We start from the raw sequence: 18,623 nt of genomic DNA, 5'->3' as shown, positions 1-18,623 counted from the left end.
GCCCCACCGGCCCTGCACCCGACCGGAAACCACTGCCCCACCGGCCCTGCACCCGACCGGAAACCACTGCCCCACCGGCCCTGCACCCGACCGGAAACCACTGCCCCACCGGCCCTGCACCCGACCGGACGCCCTTCCCAGGACCCCTTCCCGGAAGTCCTCCCTGATCGGAACTTCTTTCTGAGGAGCACCCATGACCTTCCTGTCCCCCGACTACCCCGAGATCCGCTACTCGCGCGACGAGGGCGAGATCAGCGCGACCTTCCGTCCGGCCGACACTCCTCCGGACTACACCGCGCCCGGCGGCAACACCTACCACTACCTTTCGACCCGGCTGACGACGGACGGGCTCTTCGGGCTCTACCAGAACCGCATGGGGCCGGAGGTGGGCGGCACCAGCCCGCACTTCCACAAAACGATGTCCGAGTCGTTCTACGTGCTGTCCGGGGAGATACACGTCTTCGACGGCGAGCGCTGGTTCGACGCGGCGCGGGGCGATTACCTCTACATCCCGCCGGGCGGGGTGCACTCGTTCGGGAACATCTCCGGTGAACCCGCCGAATTCCTGATGCTGTTCGCGCCCGGCGCGGCGCGCGAGGGGTATTTCGAGGGCCTCGCCGAGGTGGCGGGCATGACCGAGGAGGAGCGGGCCGACTTCTTCCTCCGGCACGACAGCTTCTTCACCGACATGACCAAGGGGCCAGCGGCGGACTCCTGGGAGGACCGGGCCGCCCTCCGTAAATCGTTCAAGACGCGCTGAGGAACCGCGGAAGAGCTGCGGAAGGGGCCTGGAAGGGCCGTGGAAGGGCCGTGGAAGGGCCGTGGAAGGGCCGTCGGTGGATCTCTGAAGTCCGCTGACGGCAAGGAGTACGCCGCCGAAGAGATCCTCCTCACGAGCACTGCGCTCCGAGGCAACCGACCGCGCGTCAAACCCCTCCTTACACGGCAGGGAACGAAATTCGTGAGGAATGGGGGAGCCGTGCGGCGGCGTTCACTTCTCGCGGCGACATCGGCCGCGCTCGTACTGACCGTCTCCGCCGGTCTCGGCCTGACCGGCTGCGGTTCGCCGCGGATGGCAGCCCTGCACGCCAACTGCACCACCAAGGGGCTGCGGTGGAAGCTCACCGTGCTCAAGAAGCCGGCGCACAGCATGCACCGCAACGCGCGCCTGACGATCGTCAACAAAACGGCCCGGCCATGCGTCTTCGGCGGCTATCCGTTCTTCGAGGTACACGTCGGCAAGGGGCCCCTGGCCGACGGCAAGGGGCGCGGCGCGGTCCCGCCGCCCATCGACCTGCGCGCCGGCGGCACGGTGACAACGGCACTGCGCTACAAGGATGCCGAGCCCGGCAACCCGTCCGGCGAGTGCTTGGTCAGCAATGTGGAGGCGACGGTGGCCGCACCGCACGACCGCTCCCTGCGCTCCATAACCGCCCGGGACGAGTCCGGCCGGCGCTCTCTGCTGAACGTCTGCGACGACACGGTGTGGATGAGCCCGCCCAAGGAAGCGGCCGAGTAGCACGGCGTCTCCGTACGTACTCGGCTGTCCCGCCGCGGGGCATTGCGGCGCCCCGTACGTACTTGGCTGTCTGGCCGCGGGGCTTGCTCGCCATTGCCGCTTTGCGGCGCCTCGTACGTTGTCGGCCGTCACGCCGCGGGGCTCGCTCGCCATGGCGCCTGGCGGCGGGCGTTTGTTTGTCGGGTGCGGTGCCGGCCCTCCAGACTTCGTCCTCCGGTCCAGCCCCTCCCGTGGATGGGGGGACTGAGGTGAGTGGGGGCGCGCGTCGTCCCGGGAAGCACCTCGCGTCATGGAGTGTCGGGAATACCGCCCCCAGCCGTCGAGTTGAGGCCCGCAAGGGGCCTCCGCGTCCCCTACGGGATCTGTTCGACCCACCCCTACGGGACGCCACGCCCCCTTGCAGGCCCCAACGCCCACCCCCACCCACCGCATTCCCACCCACCCACGGGAGGGGACGGGCCGGAGGGGCCGGTTGTGTGGACGTAAAGCGAAGCAGTCCACACAACCGGCCCCGCAGGACCGTCACCGCACCCACAACAACCCCAGCCCGCCGCTGGGGGCACCTCCCACGCCCTTCAGGCAGTGGGGGAGCCACGGCGGGAAACCCCCACGGCGGGACAGCCGACAACGTACGCGGCACCGCAAAGCGCACAACGGCGAACAACCCCCACGCCGGGACAGCCAACTACGTACGCAGCATCCCCAAGCGCAGCGGAACGGCGCACACCCCCCACGGCGCCGCAGACAACCACGTACGTGAGATCAAACAGGCACCCCCGCTTCAAGATGGAGCGGGCACCCCCGTTCGCGTGCGCGGAGGGCCCAGCGGAGGCGGTTCCAGCGGACCGGTGGCAGCATCGTCTCCGCCTCGGCCTCGGTGACGAAGCGCCACTCGCGCAGTTCCGCGCCGGGCAGCAGCAGCTTGCTGATGCGGTCGTCGGTCAGCATGCCGCCGTCGTAGAGCAGCCGCAGGCCGCCGTAGCCGGGCGGGCGGGGTGCCTCCCAGTCGAGCACCAACAGCCGGGGGGCGCACGGGAGTTCGATGCCGAGTTCCTCGGCGACCTCGCGGAGCCCGGCCTGGGTGGGGGCTTCGCCGCGTTCCACGATGCCGCCGGGGAATTCCCAGCCCGCCTTGTAGGTGGGGTCGACCAGCAGCACGCGATCCTGGTCGTCGAAGAGCAGGACGCCGGCGGCGAGGGTCTCGGCGGTCGGTTCGGGGGTCTGCACGATGTCGCAGGCGCCGGCGCCGGTGCGGAGCGCCTCGGCGACGCGTTCGGCGGTCTGCCGGGGCGTCAGCCGGGTGGTGTCGACGACATGGGCGTCGGACGTCAGCCAGGGCAGCGCATCGGCGTACGGGCCGAGGTGCGCCAGGCACCAGCGGCGGACGGAGGCTCGGGCCGCGTCGTCTCCCGGTATGTCCTCGCGGTCCGCTATCCGCGTGCGCAGGATCGTTTCCTCCGCATGGAGGAGAACGTGCCGCACGGGTATCCGGCGGGCGGCGAGGGCGCCGAAGATCTCATCGCGGTATTCCTGCCGCAGCAGCGTCATGGGGGTGATCAGCGGGCCGGGGACCTCGGTGAGCAGCGCGGCCGCGGTGTCGACGACCATGCGCCGCCAGGACGGGAGGTCCTGGTAGTCGTCGACCTCCTCGAACCGCTTGGCCGGCAGCATCAACCGCAGCCCGGTGCCGAGGATTTCGGGGTCGTAGAGCGTGCTTCCGGGAAGCAGGTCGAGCAGTTCATGAGCCGCAGTGGTCTTGCCCGCACCGAACGTGCCGTTCAGCCAGACGATCACGGTTTCCCCTCTTCCCTAGACCCAGGTGAGTTGCCCGCAACACCCTGCCATGGAAACGCTCGGGGGCACGGGCCGCGCGCACGGCCGGGAGCGCTGTCTTTCGACCGCCGGTCCGGCCGGGGAAGCCCCGGCAAACAAGCGCTCCCCAGCCCCTCCAGCACCGAAACCCTCACCCGCCCACCCGGTGCACGTGCCCGCGCGGGCCCACCGGAATCCGCATATGACGGAGGCGCATCGAGCCCGGTGTCCGGCGGTGCGTCCGGGTGGGTCACCCCTTGCTCGCCCCGAGGGTCAGTCCGGCAATGAAATGCCGTTGCAGGAGGAGGAAGACCAGGACGGTGGGGAGGGCGACGAGGACGGAGCCCGCGGCGAGCAGGTTGTGGTCGGTGAAGAACTGGCCGCGCAGATTGTTGAGGGCGGAGGTGACCGGGAGTTTGTCGCCGTCGGAGAGGAAGACCAGGCCCCACAGGAAGTCGTTGTACATCCAGGTGAATTGCAGGGTGCCGAGTGCGGCGAGTGCGGGTCGGCACAGCGGAAGGGTGACCCGCCGGTACTGCGCCCAGACACCGGCGCCGTCGACGATCGCGGCTTCGAGGATTTCCCGCGGCAGGGTGCGCATGAAGTTCGCCAGGACGAAGACGCAGAATCCGAGCTGGAAGGCGATCTGTACGGCGATGACGGCCCAGAGGGAGTCGTAGAGCGTCATCGAATCGGACATCCAGTACGGCAGCGGAACCTTGTTGAACAGCACGTAGAGCGGGGTGACGATCACTTGTTGGGGGAGCAGATTCCCGGCGGTGAAGACCATCAGCAATGCCGTGCCGCCGCGGATCCGGAGGCGGGACACGGCGAACGCCACGAACGATGCGAGGAAGAGGGTGAGCAGGACTCCGGGCACGGCGATGAGGAGCGAGTTCAGGAAGTACTTGCTCATTCCGGAGTCGACGAATGCCTGGCGGTAATAGGCGAAGGAGAGGTGGCGCGGGAGGGAGAAATACCCGTATTCCGCGGTCTCTTGGTAGGGCCGCAGCGAGGCGTAGCCGGCCAGCAGCAGCGGGGCGAGAAAAGCGAGCGAAACGGCGGTGAGGAAGAGGTGCACGCCGAACCGGCCGCGGTGAACGGGGCCGGGGCGGCGCGGCACCGGATGCGGGGCGGTCGATGCGATCATCGCTGCTGCTCCCCTCGGAGTTCCTGGACGAGATAGGTCACGATGAATCCGAGCGAAACTAGGAGCAGGACGACGGCGATGGCCGAACCGAAGCCGATTCGGCCGGCCTCCCCGATGATGTTGTCGGTGACGAGCACGGAGAGCAGTTCCAGGCCGTTGCGGCCCTTGTTGACGGCGTAGACGATGTCGAAGGCGCGCAGCGATTCGATGACGGTGATGACGCCGACGATGACGTTCACCGGCCGCAGGGTGGGCAGGACGACCCGGAAGAACGCCTGCCGTTCGTTCGCGCCGTCGATGGCGGCGGCCTCTTTCAGACCTGGGTCGACGGATTTCAGGCCGGCGAGATAGAGAATCATGACGTATCCGGTGTGCCGCCAGCAGGCCGCCAGCAGCACCATCCAGATGTTGAGGCCGGGATCCCCCAGCCAGTCGGTGGGATTCTTGGCGCCGAGTACGGCGTTGAGTGCGCCCTGGTCCCGGGAGAGGATCAGCTGGGCGATTAAGCCGACGACGGCGAGCGACAACACCACCGGCATGTAGAGCGTGGATTGGTAAAAGCGGCTGAAGCGGACGCCGCGGTCGATGAGGACGGCGAGCAGCAGTCCGAAGGGGGCGGCGAGCAGGCCGAGGAATGCCAGCCACAGCAGATTGTGGCGGACCGCCGGCCAGAACGGCGGATAGTCGGTGAACAGGTTCCGGTAATTGTCCAGCCCGGCCCATGTGGGGTCGCCGATACCGTCCCAGGTCGTGAAGGACAGTCCGACGGAGGCCAGCGTCGGGCCCCAGATCAGGCAGAGGTCGAGCAGGATCGGCAGGCTGAGCAGGGCGCCGAGGACGGCGAGGTCGCGGCGGGTGTACCGCCGCGGACCCGGTCTTCCGGCGCGCCGGGCACGGGTTTTCACCACGGCGGTTCGCCCCCCGTCATTGAAGAAGTCGCGGTAGGTCGCTTCGTCGGTGACCGGGGCTCACCCGGCGGTGAAGATCTGCTTCTTCTGGCGTTCGATGTCGTTGACCAGGCCGTCGATGTCATCCGGATCGTTGAGGAACTGCTGGATCGCCTGGATCATCACGGTCGAGGCAAAATCGGGCCGGGTGTCGCGGTCCATGAACTGCGAGATCTGCCGGGCGCCGGCGACGAGTTGTGCGGCTTTCTTCTGCAGTGCGGTGTAGGCGGCCGTGTCGGCGCCGCTGTTGACCGCGATGTTGTTGGGATCGTGCGCGAGGTAGATGTCTTCCGCCTTCGGGGTGGCGAGGTACCTCAGCAGGTCTCTGGCGCCGTCCTTGTCCTTGGCCTTGCGCGACATCAGAAATCCGTCGATCGGTGCCTCGACCGCGTCCTGGCCGTGCGCCGGGTCGATTTCCGGGAAGGGGAAGAAGTCCAGGTCCGGGCGGTCGCCGGCGCTGAACTGCTGGCCGGGGTGGGGAAGTCCGAGGACGGTCATGCCGGCCTTCTTCTGCGCGAGGGTCTGTGCGGCCTCCTGCCAGGTGCGGCCGTTGGCGCCTTTCTGGTGGTACGGCATCAGCCCGCGCCACAGGTCGAAGACCTGCTTGACCTGCGGGCTGTTCCAGGATTTCCGGCCGTTCATCAGCGCGATGTGGAAGTCGTAGCCGTTGGCGCGCATGTTGAGGTAGTCGAAGGTGCCCATCGCCGGCCAGCCGTCCTTGTCGCCGAAGGCGAACGGCACCAGCCCGTCCTTCTGCATCTGCTTGGCGAGCGCCCGGTACTGGTCGAAGGTCCGGGGTGTCTCATAGCCCTTTTCCCGGAACACGCTCTTTCGGTGGAAGACGGCCCAGGGATAGTAGTAGTACGGCACGAGGTACTGCTTGCCGTCCCGGCCCGTAGACTGCTTCTTCAACGCCTCGGTGAATCCGTCGAAGTCCCGCCAGAGATCGCTGATGTCGGTCAGCAGTCCCTTCTGTGCGAAGTACTGCATACGGTTGCCGGCGAACCACATGAAGACGTCGTCCGGGGTGCCCTGGAGATAGCGGTTGATGTTCTCCTGGAAGTTCTCGTGGTTGACGGTGTTGACCTTCACGGTCTTTTTGGACTTCTTCTCGTACGCCGCGAAGGCCGCGGCGAAGGCCTTCTTGGGCACGGCGTCCGAGGCGTTGGAGCCCATGGTGATTCCGCTGGGGCCGCTGTCGCAGGCGGTGAGCAGGGCCGGCAGGGCCACCGCTCCGGCGCCGAGTGCGGCGCCCCGCAGCAGCGTCCGGCGGGACATCCGACGTCCTGCCACTTCCCCGTACGCATCCGAACCGCTGAACGCTGGCTGGGCCATGTCCCCCTCCTCAGGGGTGGAACCAAACAGAAACGAACGCGAGTGGTGGGATCTCACTCCGAACTGCCGGGTGCGTCAAGGGGTTTGGCGGCCGGAGCATCAACCGTTACCGCTCCTCTTCCAACAGACTCCAACAAGCCCTACCGTAAACACTCGCCAGTGTCAGGTACCTGACCTCACCCCACCTCTCGCGAAGACGGAGGACGCGAACCATGCGCGTTCCTATCCGCTCCACCCACCGGACAGGCCACCGAGGAATCGTCGGAGCGCTGTCCCTCGCCCTGCTCTGTACGGCGGGAGCGACCGCACCGCCCGCGGCGGCCCGTACTCCGGACACCCCCGCCCCGGCCGCCGCCGCCCGCCCTGCGCCGCGGCTGCCCGACGGACTCGCCCTGACACCCCCGATGGGCTTCAACAACTGGAACTCCACGCACTGCCGCGCCGAGTTCAACGAGGACATGGTCAAGGGCATCGCCGACCTCTTCCTCGCCAAGGGCCTCAAGGACGCGGGATATCAGTACGTCAATCTCGACGATTGCTGGGCGCTGCCCGCACGCGACGCGAACGGCAAGCTCGTACCGGATCCGCAGCGATTCCCGCACGGCATCAAGGCGGTCGCCGACTATGTGCACGCCAAGGGCCTGAAGTTCGGCATCTATACCAGCGCCGGCACCAAGACCTGCAATTCCGCCGGATTCCCTGGCGGCCTCGGACACGAGAAGTCCGACGCCCAGCAGTTCGCGGACTGGGGCGTGGACTACCTCAAGTACGACAACTGCAATAACCTGGGCGTGGACGCCCGGCAGCGGTACCGCGCGATGCGGGACGCACTGCGGGCCACCGGACGGCCCATCGTCTACAGCATCTGCGAATGGGGCGAGAACAAGCCCTGGGAGTGGGCGTCGGACGTAGGACATCTGTGGCGCACGACCGGCGACATCAGTGACTCCTGGTCGAGCATGCTGGCGATCGCCAAACAGAACCTGCCGCTGGCGCCGTACGCCGGGCCGGGACGCTGGAACGACCCGGACATGCTGGAGGTCGGCAACGGCGGGATGACGGACACCGAGTACCGCAGCCACTTCTCCCTGTGGTCGATGATGTCCGCACCCCTGCTGATCGGATCCGATCTGCGCAAGGCCGGCCCGGAAACGTTCGAGATCCTGGCCAACAAGGACGTCATCGCGCTCGACCAGGACGCCCTGGGCAAGCAGGCCACCGTGCTGGCGTCCGAGTCCGGCCGCTGGACGCTGGTCAAGCAACTGGCGGGCGGCGACCGGGCGGTGGCGCTCTTCAACGAGACCGACCGGCCGCAGCGGATCGCCACCACCGCCCGGGCCGTCGGCCTCCCCCAGGCCGCCGGCTACCGGCTGCGCGACCTGTGGCAGCACCGCGACACCCACACCACGGGCGCCATCGCCGCCACCGTCCCCGCCCACGGCACCGCCGTCTACCGCATCGCCGCCGACAAGAACTGGGCGAACTACCCCCCGGCCGTCGAGACCGGCACCGACCGCGCTCCCCTGGTGGAGGCCGGAGCGCCCAAAGACATCCGCTCCACCGTCCGCAACCTGGGCGGCACCCCCGCCCGGAACCTCACGGTGACGCTCCGGGCCCCGCGGGGCTGGCACGCCACGGCCACCACCCCCGCCACCGCCCGCGCACTGCCCGGCGGCCGGACCCTCACCACCACCTGGCGGATCACCGCACCGGCGGGCACCGCCCCCGGCCCGTACGACCTGCCGCTGACCGCCGCCTACCGCTCACCGCGCGGTGAACGGGTCACCACCACCCTGCCCGGCACCGCCCACCTCGTCGTGCCGCCGCCCGCCGGGACCAGGGACGCCGCCGAACTGCCCTGGCTGACCGCCGCCAACGGCTGGGGCCCGGTCGAGAAGAACACCAGCGTCGGCGAGAGCGCGGCCGGAGACGGCGGCCCGCTCCGGATCGGCGGGACCGGCTTCGCCAAGGGCCTGGGCGTCCATGCGCCCAGCGAGGTCACCTTCTACACCGGCAGGAGGTGCTCCACGTTCAGCGCCCGGGTCGGGATCGACGACGAGGTCGGCGACCGGGGTTCGGCCGGCTTCGAGGTCTGGGCGGACGGCACACGGGTCGCCGGCAGCGGGACCGTGACCGGCGCCGACGCCGCCCGGACGCTGTCCGCCGCGGTCGCCGGCGCCGAGACCGTCCGACTCGTCGTCACCGACGGCGGGGACGGGATCGACTACGACCACGCCGACTGGGCGGACGCCACGTTCAGCTGCTGAAGCGGGAGTCGAGCGCTGGACCGGCGCTCACGGGCGGGCGGTTCCCGGGCTCTGCCACCGGGGCCGCCCGCCCTCCGCGCTGCGGGATCTCGGCCGCGCGCATCCGCGAACGGCCGTCAGCAGACCGGCAGTCCGGGGACGGGCTCGTCGTTCGCCCCGCCCTTGAGGTAGACCACGCTGATGTAGACACCGGTGTTGCCGCTGTCGTCGTCCGTCTTGGCCCACCAGACGTTCGTCCACTTCCCGTAGGTCTCGCGGCGGCCCAGCTTCGCCTGGCAGTAGAAGTAGTTGGTGCCCATGTCCACCTTGCCGACCTGCTGGAACGACGCGGTGTAGGAATCCGCGGTGCGCCAGACGTCGCAGTTGGTCCTGCCGCCGCCGATGGACACACAGGACGTCGGCGCCGGGCTCGGATCGCCGCTGCTGCCTGCGGTGCCACCGCCGGAGGCACTGCCGGGCGTCCCGCCGGGACCGCTTCCGCCACCGCTGCCGTCCTGGTCGCCGTCCGCTCCGCCGCTCCCGTCGTCGCCCGAACTCCCGGCCGTTCCACCGGGCTCGTGGTCCTTGTCCTTGGACGTCGCCCCGTCCGAGGGCCGGCCGGACGAGGACGCGCCCGCCCCGCCGTCCGCCCCCGCCTCCTGCGCCTTCCCCTTGTCCTGGCCCTTGGCGTCGCCCTTGCCGTTGGCCGTACTCGGTGCGCCCGGCCCGCTGGGCGACGGCGCCGGGTCCGGCGACTGCCGTCCACGGTCCGCGACCGCATCGCTCGGGCCGCCGCCGACCAGTGCGTACGTCACCCCGCCACCGGCGGCGAGCACGGCGAGCACCGCCGCCACGGCCAGCGCCACCCGACGGCGGCGGCGCGCGGGCAGCCGCTCGGTGTCCCGCTCGCCGGGGCTCACCGGGTGCGGGTGGGTACCCGTGCTGCCCGCGGACGGCGGGACCGGGGAGTGCAGCCGGGGGTGCGCCTGGGTGGGGCCCGGGGCGGGGGACGGGGGTGGGTTCTGTCCCTGCACCTGGGGCTGGGCCTGGGCCGGGGGCTGGGCCTGGGGCGGTGGTGGTGGCGGGAGCTCCTGCGGCGGGACCGGCGGGGGGAGCGGTCGCAGATCGGTCGCGGTGGGCAGATGCGGTGCACCGGGCGCCGGGGCGGGCGCGGGGTCCCGTCCCTCGGCCACCGCCTGCAGCATGCTCCGGGCCTCCGCGGCGGACGGCCGGTCGGCCGGGTTCTTGGCCATCAAGGCATGCAGCACGGGCGTCAGCGGGCCGGCCCGCCGCGGCTCGGGCAGCGCCTCGGTCACGATCGCGGTGAGCGTGGACCACACCGACGTACGGCGGAACGGCGCGCCGCCGCCCTCGACCGCCGCGTACAGCGTCATGCCCAGCGACCAGATGTCGCAGGCCGGTGTGGGGCCCTGGCCCTGGGCGCGCTCCGGGGGCAAGTAGTCGAGCGAGCCGACGAGTTCACCGCTTCGAGTGAGGTTCGTGGTCGCACCGTCGCCCGGGGCCTCGATGCTGGCGATGCCGAAGTCGGTGAGCACCACCCGGCCGGTGCGGTCGAGCAGCACATTGCCCGGCTTCACATCGCGATGCAGCACGCCCACCTGGTGGGCGGCGTCCAGCGCGTCCATCACCTGGGCGCCGATCCGGGCGATCTCCCGCGGGTCGAGCGGGCCGCGCTCCGTCAGGGCGTCGTCCAGCGACGGCCCGTCCACCAGCTCCATGACGATGACCGGCCGGCCATCCTCGTCGAGGACGTCGTGGACCGTGACCACACCGGAGTGCCGGATCCGGGCCGCGGCGCGCGCCTCGCGCTGCATACGGGTGCGCAGATCGGCGAGTTCCGGCGCGGAGGCGTCCGTGTAGGCGCGCAGCACCTTGACCGCGACCTCACGGCCCAGCACCTCGTCCACGGCGCGGCAGACCACGCCCATACCGCCGCGGCCGATCCGGTCGGTGACGCGGTAGCGACCGCCGAGCAGCCGTCCGGCCAGGTCTGCATCGGTGCCCCGCCGGGGACCGCTCGCCCCGGCGGCGGGGGGCGTCCCCGGCGTGCCGCCGGATGGGCTGCCCGGTGTCGCTGCGGATGGGCTGCCCGGTGTCGCGGCGGCCGGGCCGTCAACCGCGTCCTGGTCTGTCGGGCCGTCACCCGAGCCCTGTCCGGCGGGGCCCTCAACCACGTCCTGGGGCGGGGCGCCGCCGGGTACCCCGGGGGCGTTTGCGCCCTCCGCCCCCGGTGCCTCGCCCGCCCCCGGTGCCCCGCCCGCGCCCGGTGCCTCGTCCGGCCCGCGCTGCTCACGTTCCCCCGATGTCACCGTCGCCAATCCCCTCGGTGCCGTGTCCCGTTCCGTACGCCGGGTACCTCCCGCGGGCCGGCGCACGGCCGCCGGTACGTCGTCGTCCGGCGCGGTCGGCACCAGACTAAGGGGCGCGCGGGGGCCTGTGGGGACGTCAGGGTGCGGGGGCGAAGGCATCGAGACGGGACTGTTGTGCGGCCGCCGCTGCGGCGCCCACCAACCCGGCGTCCGTGCCCATTTGGGCTGGTACGACGGCCAGGTCGGCGACGAACGACAGCGTCGCGTACTCGCGCAGGGCCGAGCGCAACGGGGCGAACAGGATGTCGCCGGCGCCCGCGACTCCCCCGCCGATGACCGCGAGGTCGATCTCGACGAGCGTGGCGGTGGCGGCGATCCCGGCGGCCAGCGCCTGCGCGGCCCGCTCGAAGGAGCGCAGGGCGACCTCGTCACCCGCCCGTGCGGACGCGGCGACGGCGGCGGCGCTGGTGTCCCCGTCGGGACCCGGGCGCCAGCCGTTGGCCAGGGCGCGGCGGGCGATGTTGGGGCCGCTGGCGATCCGTTCGACGCAGCCCCGGCCGCCGCAGGGGCAGGGGTCGCCGTCGAGGTCGACGCTGATGTGGCCGATGTGGCCGGCGTTGCCCGTGGGGCCGGGGTGCAGCTGCCCGTTGAGGACCAGTCCGCCACCCACTCCCGTGGAGACCACCATGCAGAGCGCGTTGGCATGGCCGCGTGCGGCGCCCTGCCAGTGTTCGGCCGCGGTCATCGCGACGCCGTCGCCGACCAGCACGACCGGGCGCCCGCCGACGAGCGCCCGTACGCCGGCGACGAGCGGAAAGTCGCGCCAGCCGGGGATGTTGACCGGGCTGACGGTGCCGGCCCGGGCGTTCACCGGCCCGGCGCTGCCGATGCCGACCGCCGCCACCCGGTTCCACTCAGGGGCCGCGGCCAGCTCGCCGACCACCTCGGCCACCGCACGCATCACCGTCGCCCCGTCCTGGTCGGCCGGGGTGGGCCGGGCGGCCCGTACGAGCAGTCTGCCGCGGGCGTCCACCAGAGCGCCGGCGATCTTCGTGCCGCCAATGTCCAGCGCTGCGCTGAGGTCCGTCTGCATCGGTGTGGAATCTCCTGGTGGGCCCGGGGCCGGGGCTGCCGGCCCCGGCGTGAGAACGCCAGTCTTTCGCCGATTGACAACGTTGTCTAGAGGCTATGCTCGACGCCACACCCAGGCGCCGAGAGAAAACAGGACCGCAGACCGTGACCGACACCGCGCGGGGCACGTCCCGCCGCTATGGCACCCGTCCCACGATGAAGGATGTCGCGGCGCGCGCCGGGGTCGGCCTCAAGACGGTCTCCCGCGTGGTCAACGGCGAGGCCGGGGTCACCCCGGACACCGAACGCCGCGTCCAGGAAGCGATCACGGCCCTGGGCTTCCGCCGCAACGACTCCGCACGGATCCTCCGTAAGGGCCGCACGGCCAGCATCGGTCTCGTCCTGGAGGACCTCGCCGACCCCTTCTACGGCCCGCTCAACCGCGCCGTCGAAGAGGTCGCCCGCAGCCACGGCGCGCTGCTGATCAACGGCTCCAGCGCCGAGGACCCGGCCCGCGAACAGGAGTTGGTGCTGGCGCTGTGCGCACGGCGGGTGGACGGGCTGGTCATCATCCCGGCCGGTGACGACCACCGCTATCTGGAGCCGGAGATCACGGCCGGGATAGCGACCGTGTTCGTCGACCGTCCGGCGGGCCGGATCGACGCGGATGCGGTGCTCTGCGACAACTTCGGCGGCGCGCGGGACGCGGTGGCCCACCTCATCGCGCACGGCCACCGCCGGATCGGCTTCATCGGCGACCAGCCGCGGATCCACACCGCGCGGGAGCGGCTGCGCGGCTATCGCAGCGCAATGGCCGCCGCGGGGCTGCCCGTTGAGGACTCCTGGGTGTCGCTGGGCTCCACCGCGCCCGAGCGCGTACGCTCCGCCACCACGGCCATGCTGGACGCGCCGGAGCCGGTCACCGCGCTCTTCTCGGGCAACAACCGCGTCACGGTCACCGCCGTGCGGGTGCTCGGCACCTCCCCGCGGCCGGTCGCGCTCGTCGGCTTCGACGACTTCGAACTCGCCGATCTCGTACGGCCGGCGGTCACGGTCGTCGCCCAGGACCCGGCTTTGATGGGCCGTACGGCCGCCGGGCTGCTCTTCCGCCGCCTCGACGGCATCACCGAGCCACCGCACCGCACCGAGATCCCGACCCGCCTGATCCCCCGCGGCTCCGGCGAAATCCCCCCGACGGAAGGCTGAGCGCCCACCCAGGCCGATACCTGACGGCTCCTCAAGGGCGGTGCCTGGATGCCCTGTTGGGCCGGGGCCCGACCGTCCCGAGAGGCCGGCGCCCGACCGTCCCGGTGGCTCGGCGCCGGGCCGCCCCGTGGGACCGACGCCTGATCGCCCCCTGGGGTCCGTGCCCGCTCGCCCCGTCGGTTCGACGCCGGCTCGCCCCGTACGGCCGCCGACCGCCCCTCGTCCTCGCCCCATCAGCCTTCCCCCGCTGCACTCTTTCCCCCGCTGCACTCATGCCCTGCCCACGGCTCGTTCCGCTGCGGTCGCGCCCTGCGGTGCGCCCTGGCGTGTGCCGCTCTGGCTGCCCCCGCTGTGGTCGTTTCCGGCCGCGGTCGTTCCGCTGCGTCGTCCCGCGTTCCTCGACGCACCGTCATGCTCGCACGAGCCACTGACAACGCCGGGGCGGAAGGCGGTTTTTGGGGATGCGGGCGGGAGCGGCACGGATGCCGCAGGAGTGGTGACCGGGGACGGGACCACGAGGCGGGCGGGGGGCGCACGCGCGGCGAGGCGGCGGGACGCATGGCGAGGGGGCGGGACGAGTAGTGATGGGGCGGGACGCGTGGCGAGGCCCGTGGACGAGCAGCGACGGGGCTCGGGGCCCGCAAGCGGTGCTCCGCGGGCTTCCCCCGCCCCCTCCCTCCCCCCCCTTCGGGGGAGGGGGCGGGGGGTGGGTTCGGGGGTGGGGGGATGGGCACCCCCCTTCGCGCAGCAACAAGGCGCCCCCCGCCCCGCCCCGAACACACCGCGAAAGTCTCAGCCCCCCGCCCTCACCCGCCCCGCCAGCGAGTCCAGGTCCGCGCGCGTCAGGCCCGTGAGGCGGGCGACCTCGGCGGTGTCGACGGCGCCGCAGTCGAGGCCGCGGAGGAGGTAGCCGCTGAGGGCCTTGGCGGTGGCGGGTTCGTCCATGACGTCGCCGCCCGCCTTCGCCACGTAGGCCGCGAGCCGGGCCGCGGCCTGTTCGAGGCCCTCCCGGTAGAAGGCGTAGACGGCCGCGTAACGGGTCGGGAGGTGGGCCGGGTGCATGTCCCAGCCCTGGTAGTACGCGCGGGCCAGCGAGCGTCGTACGAGGCCGTGGTGGAGCCGCCAGGCGTCGTGCACCCGGCCGGTCGGACCGACCGGCAGGACGTTCGTCGAGCCGTCGGACAACCGCACCCCGGTGCCCGCGGCGGCGACCTGCATCACGGCCTTGGCGTGGTCGGCCACCGGGTGGTCGAGGGACTGGTAGGCGGCGCTGACACCACAGGAGGCGCTGTAGTCGAAGGTGCCGTAGTGGAGGGAGGTGGCGCGGCCCTCGGCGGCCTCGATCATCCGGGCGACGGTGGCCCGGCCGTCGGCGCCCAGGATCGCCTGGGTGGTCTCGATCTGGATCTCGAAGCCGATCCGGCCGGCCTCCAGGCCGTGCGTCTTCTCGAACGCCTCCAGCAGCCGCACCATGGCGGTGACCTGCTCGGCGTAAGTCACCTTGGGGAGCGTGAGCACCAGGCCGTCGGGCAGTCCGCCGGCCGCCATCAGGCCGGTGAGGAAGATGTCGAGGGTGCGGATGCCCCGGTCGCGGACGGCGGCCTCCATGCACTTCATCCGGATGCCCATGTACGGGGCGGCGGTGCCGTCCTGATACGCGGCCGCGACCAGGGCGGCGGCGCGGGCCGCGGCCTCGTCCTCCTCGGCGTCCGGGCGTGGGCCGTAGCCGTCCTCGAAGTCGACCCGCAGGTCCTCGACGGGTTCGCGGGTGAGCTTGGCGCGGACGCGGTCGTGGACGTCGGTGGCGAGCTCGTCGGGGATGTCCAGTACGGCGGCGAGGGCGGCGGCGTCGGGTGCGTGCTCGTCCAGGGCGGCGAGGGCCGCCTCCCCCCAGGAGCGCAGGGTGTCGGCGGCGAAGACGTCGCCGGGGACGTAGACCGTGTGCACCGGCTGGCGGGTGCCGGGGTCACCGGGGTAGCGCCGGGCCAGATCCGCGTCCACCTCGGCGAGCGCGGCGCCGATCCCCTCGCGTACGGTGTCCGCGAGGCTCGTCGCCACGGTCTCCTGCTGCCCCATTCGTACCCTCCCGGCGCTTACGCCCGAGGCCGTTGCCCGAGCGTTTTCCGCTTAACGGAATCAACAATCCGTAGAGCGAAGTTAACCGTGGAGATTGCCGAGGTCAACACCCTGCCGCGGGAGGCGGTGCAGGTCACGGCCGCCCGCACCGGCCCGCGAAACCCGTGGCGCCCGCCGCAGATCGCCGCCAGACTCGCACCCATGACATGGACCGCACCCTCCATCCAGCGCAGAGACTTCCCCACCGCGGCCGGCGAGCGGGAGATGCTGCAGGGCTGGCTCGACTTCCATCGCGACACCCTCCTCACCAAGTGCGCCGGGCTCACCGGAGAGCAGCTCGCCGAGGCGGCCAACCCGCCGTCCACCCTCACCCTGCTCGGCCTGGTGCGCCACCTGACCGACGTCGAACGCACCTGGTTCCGCCAGCGGTTCCTCGGAGAGCAGATCCCGGACGTGCACATCACCGAGGAGAACCTCGACGCCGATTTCGACGACGCCGACCCGGCCGCCGCGGAGGCCGATGTCACCGCCTTCCGCGCCGAGATCGAGGCCTGCGACAAGGCGGTGGCGGACCACGATCTGGACGAGACCTTCACGTCCCCCCGCGGCGCCCCGCTCAACCTGCGCTGGGTCTACGTCCACATGATCGAGGAGTACGCGCGCCACAACGGCCACGCGGACCTCCTGCGCGAGCGGATCGACGGGGTGACGGGCGACTGAGCGGCTGACCGTCTGACCGGCCGAGCGGCCGAGCGGCTGACCGCCTGACAGGCTGACCGGCCGAGCGGCCGAGCGGCTGGGGCTCTTCAAGATCGCTCACCGGTGAGGGCATCCGTCCGCAGCCCCCAGAAGGCCCCGGCGGCCCTGGGCGCGGAGATCGCCGAGGCGCCGGCCGCACCGTTGGACGTCGCCGTCGTCGAGCCGGTGCCGTCCGGGGAGCTCGGCACGGACCGGCTGCCGAACACCTGATGAGGTCAGGTCCCGCTTCGCGGGCCGGGCACGCACGAGGCCCCGTACGCACCGCGCGTACGGGGCCTCGTGCGGTTCTGCCGAAGGCGGCGCCCGGAAGGCGCCCGGGAGGCTCAGCCCTTGCGGGACTTGACCTCTTCGGTGAGGGCCGGGACGACGTCGAAGAGGTCGCCGACCACGCCGTAGTCGACCAGGTCGAAGATCGGCGCCTCGGCGTCCTTGTTGATGGCGACGATGGTCTTCGAGGTCTGCATACCGGCGCGGTGCTGGATCGCGCCGGAGATGCCCGCCGCGATGTACAGCTGCGGCGAGACGGACTTACCGGTCTGGCCGACCTGGTTGGTGTGCGGGTACCAGCCGGCGTCCACCGCGGCGCGCGAGGCGCCGACGGCCGCACCGAGCGAGTCGGCGAGCGCCTCGATGACCGGGAAGTTCTCGGCGCCGTTGACGCCGCGGCCGCCGGAGACCACGATCGCGGCCTCGGTCAGCTCCGGGCGGCCGGTCGACTCGCGCGGGGTGCGCGAGACGATCTTGGTGCCCTTGGAGGACTCGGCGACGGTCACCGCGAGCGGCTCGACCGTACCGGCGGCCGGCGCGGCCTCCGGAGCGGCGGAGTTCGGCTTGACGGTGATGACCGGGGTGCCCTTGGAGACACGGGACTTGGTGGTGTACGAGGCCGCGAAGACGGACTGCGTGGCCACCGGGCCCTCGTCGCCGGCCTCCAGGTCGACGGCGTCGGTGATGATGCCGGAGCCGATGCGCACCGCGAGGCGGGCGCCGATCTCCTTGCCCTCCGCGGAGGACGGCAGCAGCACGGCGGCCGGGGAGACCGCGTCGTAGGCGGCCTGCAGTGCGTCGACCTTGGGGGCGACGAGGTACTCGGCGAACTCGGGCGCGTCGGCGGCCAGCACCTTCACGGCGCCGTGCTCGGCGAGGACCTTCGCGGCCTCCTCGGCGTTCGGACCGAGGTGGACGGCCACCGGCTCGCCGATGCGGCGGGCCAGGGTGAGCAGCTCAAGGGTGGGCTTGCGGACGGCGCCGTCCACGTGGTCGACGTAGACAAGGACTTCAGCCATGGGATTGCTCTCCTGCGAGAAGAATGAGGGCGGTGGGAAGGGCTGCGGCTCAGATGAACTTCTGGCCCGCGAGGAACTCGGCGAGCTGCTTGCCGCCCTCGCCCTCGTCCTTGACGATGGTGCCCGCCGTACGGGCCGGGCGCTCGGTCGCGTCCTCGACCTTGGTCCAGGCGCCTTCGAGGCCGACCTCGTCCGCGTCGATGTCCAGGTCGTCCAGGTCCAGGGACTCCACCGGCTTCTTCTTGGCGGCCATGATGCCCTTGAAGGAGGGGTAGCGCGCCTCACCGGACTGGTCGGTGACGGACACGACGGCCGGCAGCGCGGCCTCCAGCTGCTCGCTGGCGGTGTCGCCGTCCCGGCGGCCGGTGACCTTGCCGTCGGCCACGGACACCTCGGAGAGCAGGGTGACCTGAGGGACGTTCAGCCGCTCGGCGAGCAGGGCGGGCAGCACGCCCATCGTGCCGTCGGTGGAGGCCATACCGCAGACGACCAGGTCGTAGCCGGTCTTCTCGATGGCCTTGGCGAGCACGAGCGAGGTGCCGAGGGCGTCGGTGCCGTGCAGGTCGTCGTCCTCGACGTGGACGGCCTTGTCAGCACCCATGGACAGAGCCTTGCGCAGCGCGTCGTTGGCGTCCTCGGGACCGACGGTCAGGACCGTGATCTCCGCGTCGTCGGCGGCTTCCTTGATCTGCAGGGCCTGCTCGACGGCGTACTCGTCGAGCTCCGAGAGCAGACCGTCCACGTCGTCACGGTCGACGGTCAGGTCCTCGGCGAAGTGCCGGTCGCCGGTGGCGTCGGGCACGTACTTCACACAGACAACGATCCTCAAGCTCACGCCGGCTCTCCTACCTGCTTGGTCTCTTCAGAACTGCCTAATGCTGGCAGC

The 18,623-nt window shown here is 71.4% G+C and carries 15 protein-coding genes; 6 read left to right on the top strand and 9 right to left on the bottom strand.

From position 1 onward, the window contains the following. Nucleotides 1-193: 193 nt before the first annotated feature. Both AB0G35_RS09665 and AB0G35_RS09660 read left to right on the top strand, forming a co-directional pair. Nucleotides 194-760, top strand: a complete 567-nt coding sequence (locus AB0G35_RS09665; RefSeq protein WP_360946440.1) for a cupin domain-containing protein — start codon at nt 194-196, stop codon at nt 758-760. 219 nt (nt 761-979) lie between these two features. Beyond that, a complete protein-coding gene (locus AB0G35_RS09660; protein WP_360946437.1) occupies nt 980-1,519 on the top strand; it encodes a DUF4232 domain-containing protein in 540 nt (179 codons plus the stop codon). Nucleotides 1,520-2,281: 762 nt separating this feature from the next. On the opposite strand, the gene AB0G35_RS09655 is transcribed toward AB0G35_RS09660, so the two are convergent. The 4 genes from AB0G35_RS09655 to AB0G35_RS09640 all read right to left on the bottom strand — a co-directional run bounded on the left by AB0G35_RS09655 (nt 2,282) and on the right by AB0G35_RS09640 (nt 6,706). Next, nucleotides 2,282-3,313 (bottom strand): NUDIX domain-containing protein, encoded by a 1,032-nt coding sequence (locus AB0G35_RS09655; protein WP_360946434.1) that lies wholly within the window; start codon nt 3,311-3,313, stop codon nt 2,282-2,284. A gap of 268 nt (nt 3,314-3,581) precedes the next feature. After that, the gene (locus AB0G35_RS09650; RefSeq protein ID WP_360946431.1) at nt 3,582-4,481 is read right to left on the bottom strand and encodes a carbohydrate ABC transporter permease; all 900 of its coding nucleotides are present in this window, start codon (nt 4,479-4,481) and stop codon (nt 3,582-3,584) included. Continuing rightward, nucleotides 4,478-5,389 carry a sugar ABC transporter permease gene (locus AB0G35_RS09645; RefSeq protein WP_360946428.1) on the bottom strand — a complete coding sequence of 304 codons (912 nt, stop codon included), beginning with the start codon at nt 5,387-5,389 and terminating at the stop codon, nt 4,478-4,480. Before AB0G35_RS09645 ends, AB0G35_RS09650 begins: the two co-directional genes overlap by 4 nt. 60 nt (nt 5,390-5,449) lie before the next feature. Further along, complete coding sequence (locus AB0G35_RS09640) at nt 5,450-6,706, bottom strand: ABC transporter substrate-binding protein (RefSeq protein ID WP_360946715.1); 1,257 nt, start codon at nt 6,704-6,706, stop codon at nt 5,450-5,452. A gap of 269 nt (nt 6,707-6,975) precedes the next feature. Here AB0G35_RS09640 and AB0G35_RS09635 point away from each other — a divergent pair, with 269 nt between their 5' ends. Continuing rightward, nucleotides 6,976-9,030 carry an NPCBM/NEW2 domain-containing protein gene (locus AB0G35_RS09635; protein ID WP_360946425.1) on the top strand — a complete coding sequence of 685 codons (2,055 nt, stop codon included), beginning with the start codon at nt 6,976-6,978 and terminating at the stop codon, nt 9,028-9,030. A gap of 116 nt (nt 9,031-9,146) precedes the next feature. On the opposite strand, the gene AB0G35_RS09630 is transcribed toward AB0G35_RS09635, so the two are convergent. Both AB0G35_RS09630 and AB0G35_RS09625 read right to left on the bottom strand, forming a co-directional pair. Next, a complete protein-coding gene (locus AB0G35_RS09630; protein ID WP_360946712.1) occupies nt 9,147-11,018 on the bottom strand; it encodes a serine/threonine-protein kinase in 1,872 nt (623 codons plus the stop codon). Between the two features lie 457 nt (nt 11,019-11,475). After that, nucleotides 11,476-12,432: an ROK family protein gene (locus tag AB0G35_RS09625; RefSeq protein ID WP_360946422.1), complete on the bottom strand. Its 957-nt coding sequence runs from the start codon at nt 12,430-12,432 to the stop codon at nt 11,476-11,478. Between the two features lie 143 nt (nt 12,433-12,575). Between AB0G35_RS09625 and AB0G35_RS09620 the strand changes: the two genes are divergently transcribed. Continuing rightward, nucleotides 12,576-13,616 (top strand): LacI family DNA-binding transcriptional regulator, encoded by a 1,041-nt coding sequence (locus tag AB0G35_RS09620; protein WP_360946419.1) that lies wholly within the window; start codon nt 12,576-12,578, stop codon nt 13,614-13,616. A gap of 792 nt (nt 13,617-14,408) precedes the next feature. Here AB0G35_RS09620 and AB0G35_RS09615 read toward each other — a convergent pair. Further along, nucleotides 14,409-15,692: an aldolase/citrate lyase family protein gene (locus tag AB0G35_RS09615; protein WP_360946416.1), complete on the bottom strand. Its 1,284-nt coding sequence runs from the start codon at nt 15,690-15,692 to the stop codon at nt 14,409-14,411. Between the two features lie 201 nt (nt 15,693-15,893). Between AB0G35_RS09615 and AB0G35_RS09610 the strand changes: the two genes are divergently transcribed. After that, on the top strand, nt 15,894-16,412 hold the full coding sequence (locus tag AB0G35_RS09610) for a DinB family protein (protein ID WP_360946413.1): 519 nt from the start codon (nt 15,894-15,896) through the stop codon (nt 16,410-16,412). Between the two features lie 102 nt (nt 16,413-16,514). After that, nucleotides 16,515-16,661, top strand: a complete 147-nt coding sequence (locus tag AB0G35_RS09605) for a hypothetical protein (RefSeq protein WP_360946410.1) — start codon at nt 16,515-16,517, stop codon at nt 16,659-16,661. 113 nt (nt 16,662-16,774) lie between these two features. Here the strand turns inward: AB0G35_RS09605 and AB0G35_RS09600 are convergent, their stop codons facing one another. After that, nucleotides 16,775-17,737 (bottom strand): electron transfer flavoprotein subunit alpha/FixB family protein, encoded by a 963-nt coding sequence (locus AB0G35_RS09600; RefSeq protein WP_360946407.1) that lies wholly within the window; start codon nt 17,735-17,737, stop codon nt 16,775-16,777. A 49-nt stretch (nt 17,738-17,786) separates the two neighbouring features. Further along, a complete protein-coding gene (locus AB0G35_RS09595) occupies nt 17,787-18,572 on the bottom strand; it encodes an electron transfer flavoprotein subunit beta/FixA family protein (RefSeq protein ID WP_265363638.1) in 786 nt (261 codons plus the stop codon). Between the last annotated feature and the right edge of the window lie 51 nt (nt 18,573-18,623).

The organism is Streptomyces sp. NPDC021749 (genome assembly GCF_040640655.1).
Classification (GTDB): domain Bacteria; phylum Actinomycetota; class Actinomycetes; order Streptomycetales; family Streptomycetaceae; genus Streptomyces.
Note: the sequence above shows the minus strand (reverse complement) of the source record. Positions and strands in the feature narration are given on the sequence as shown.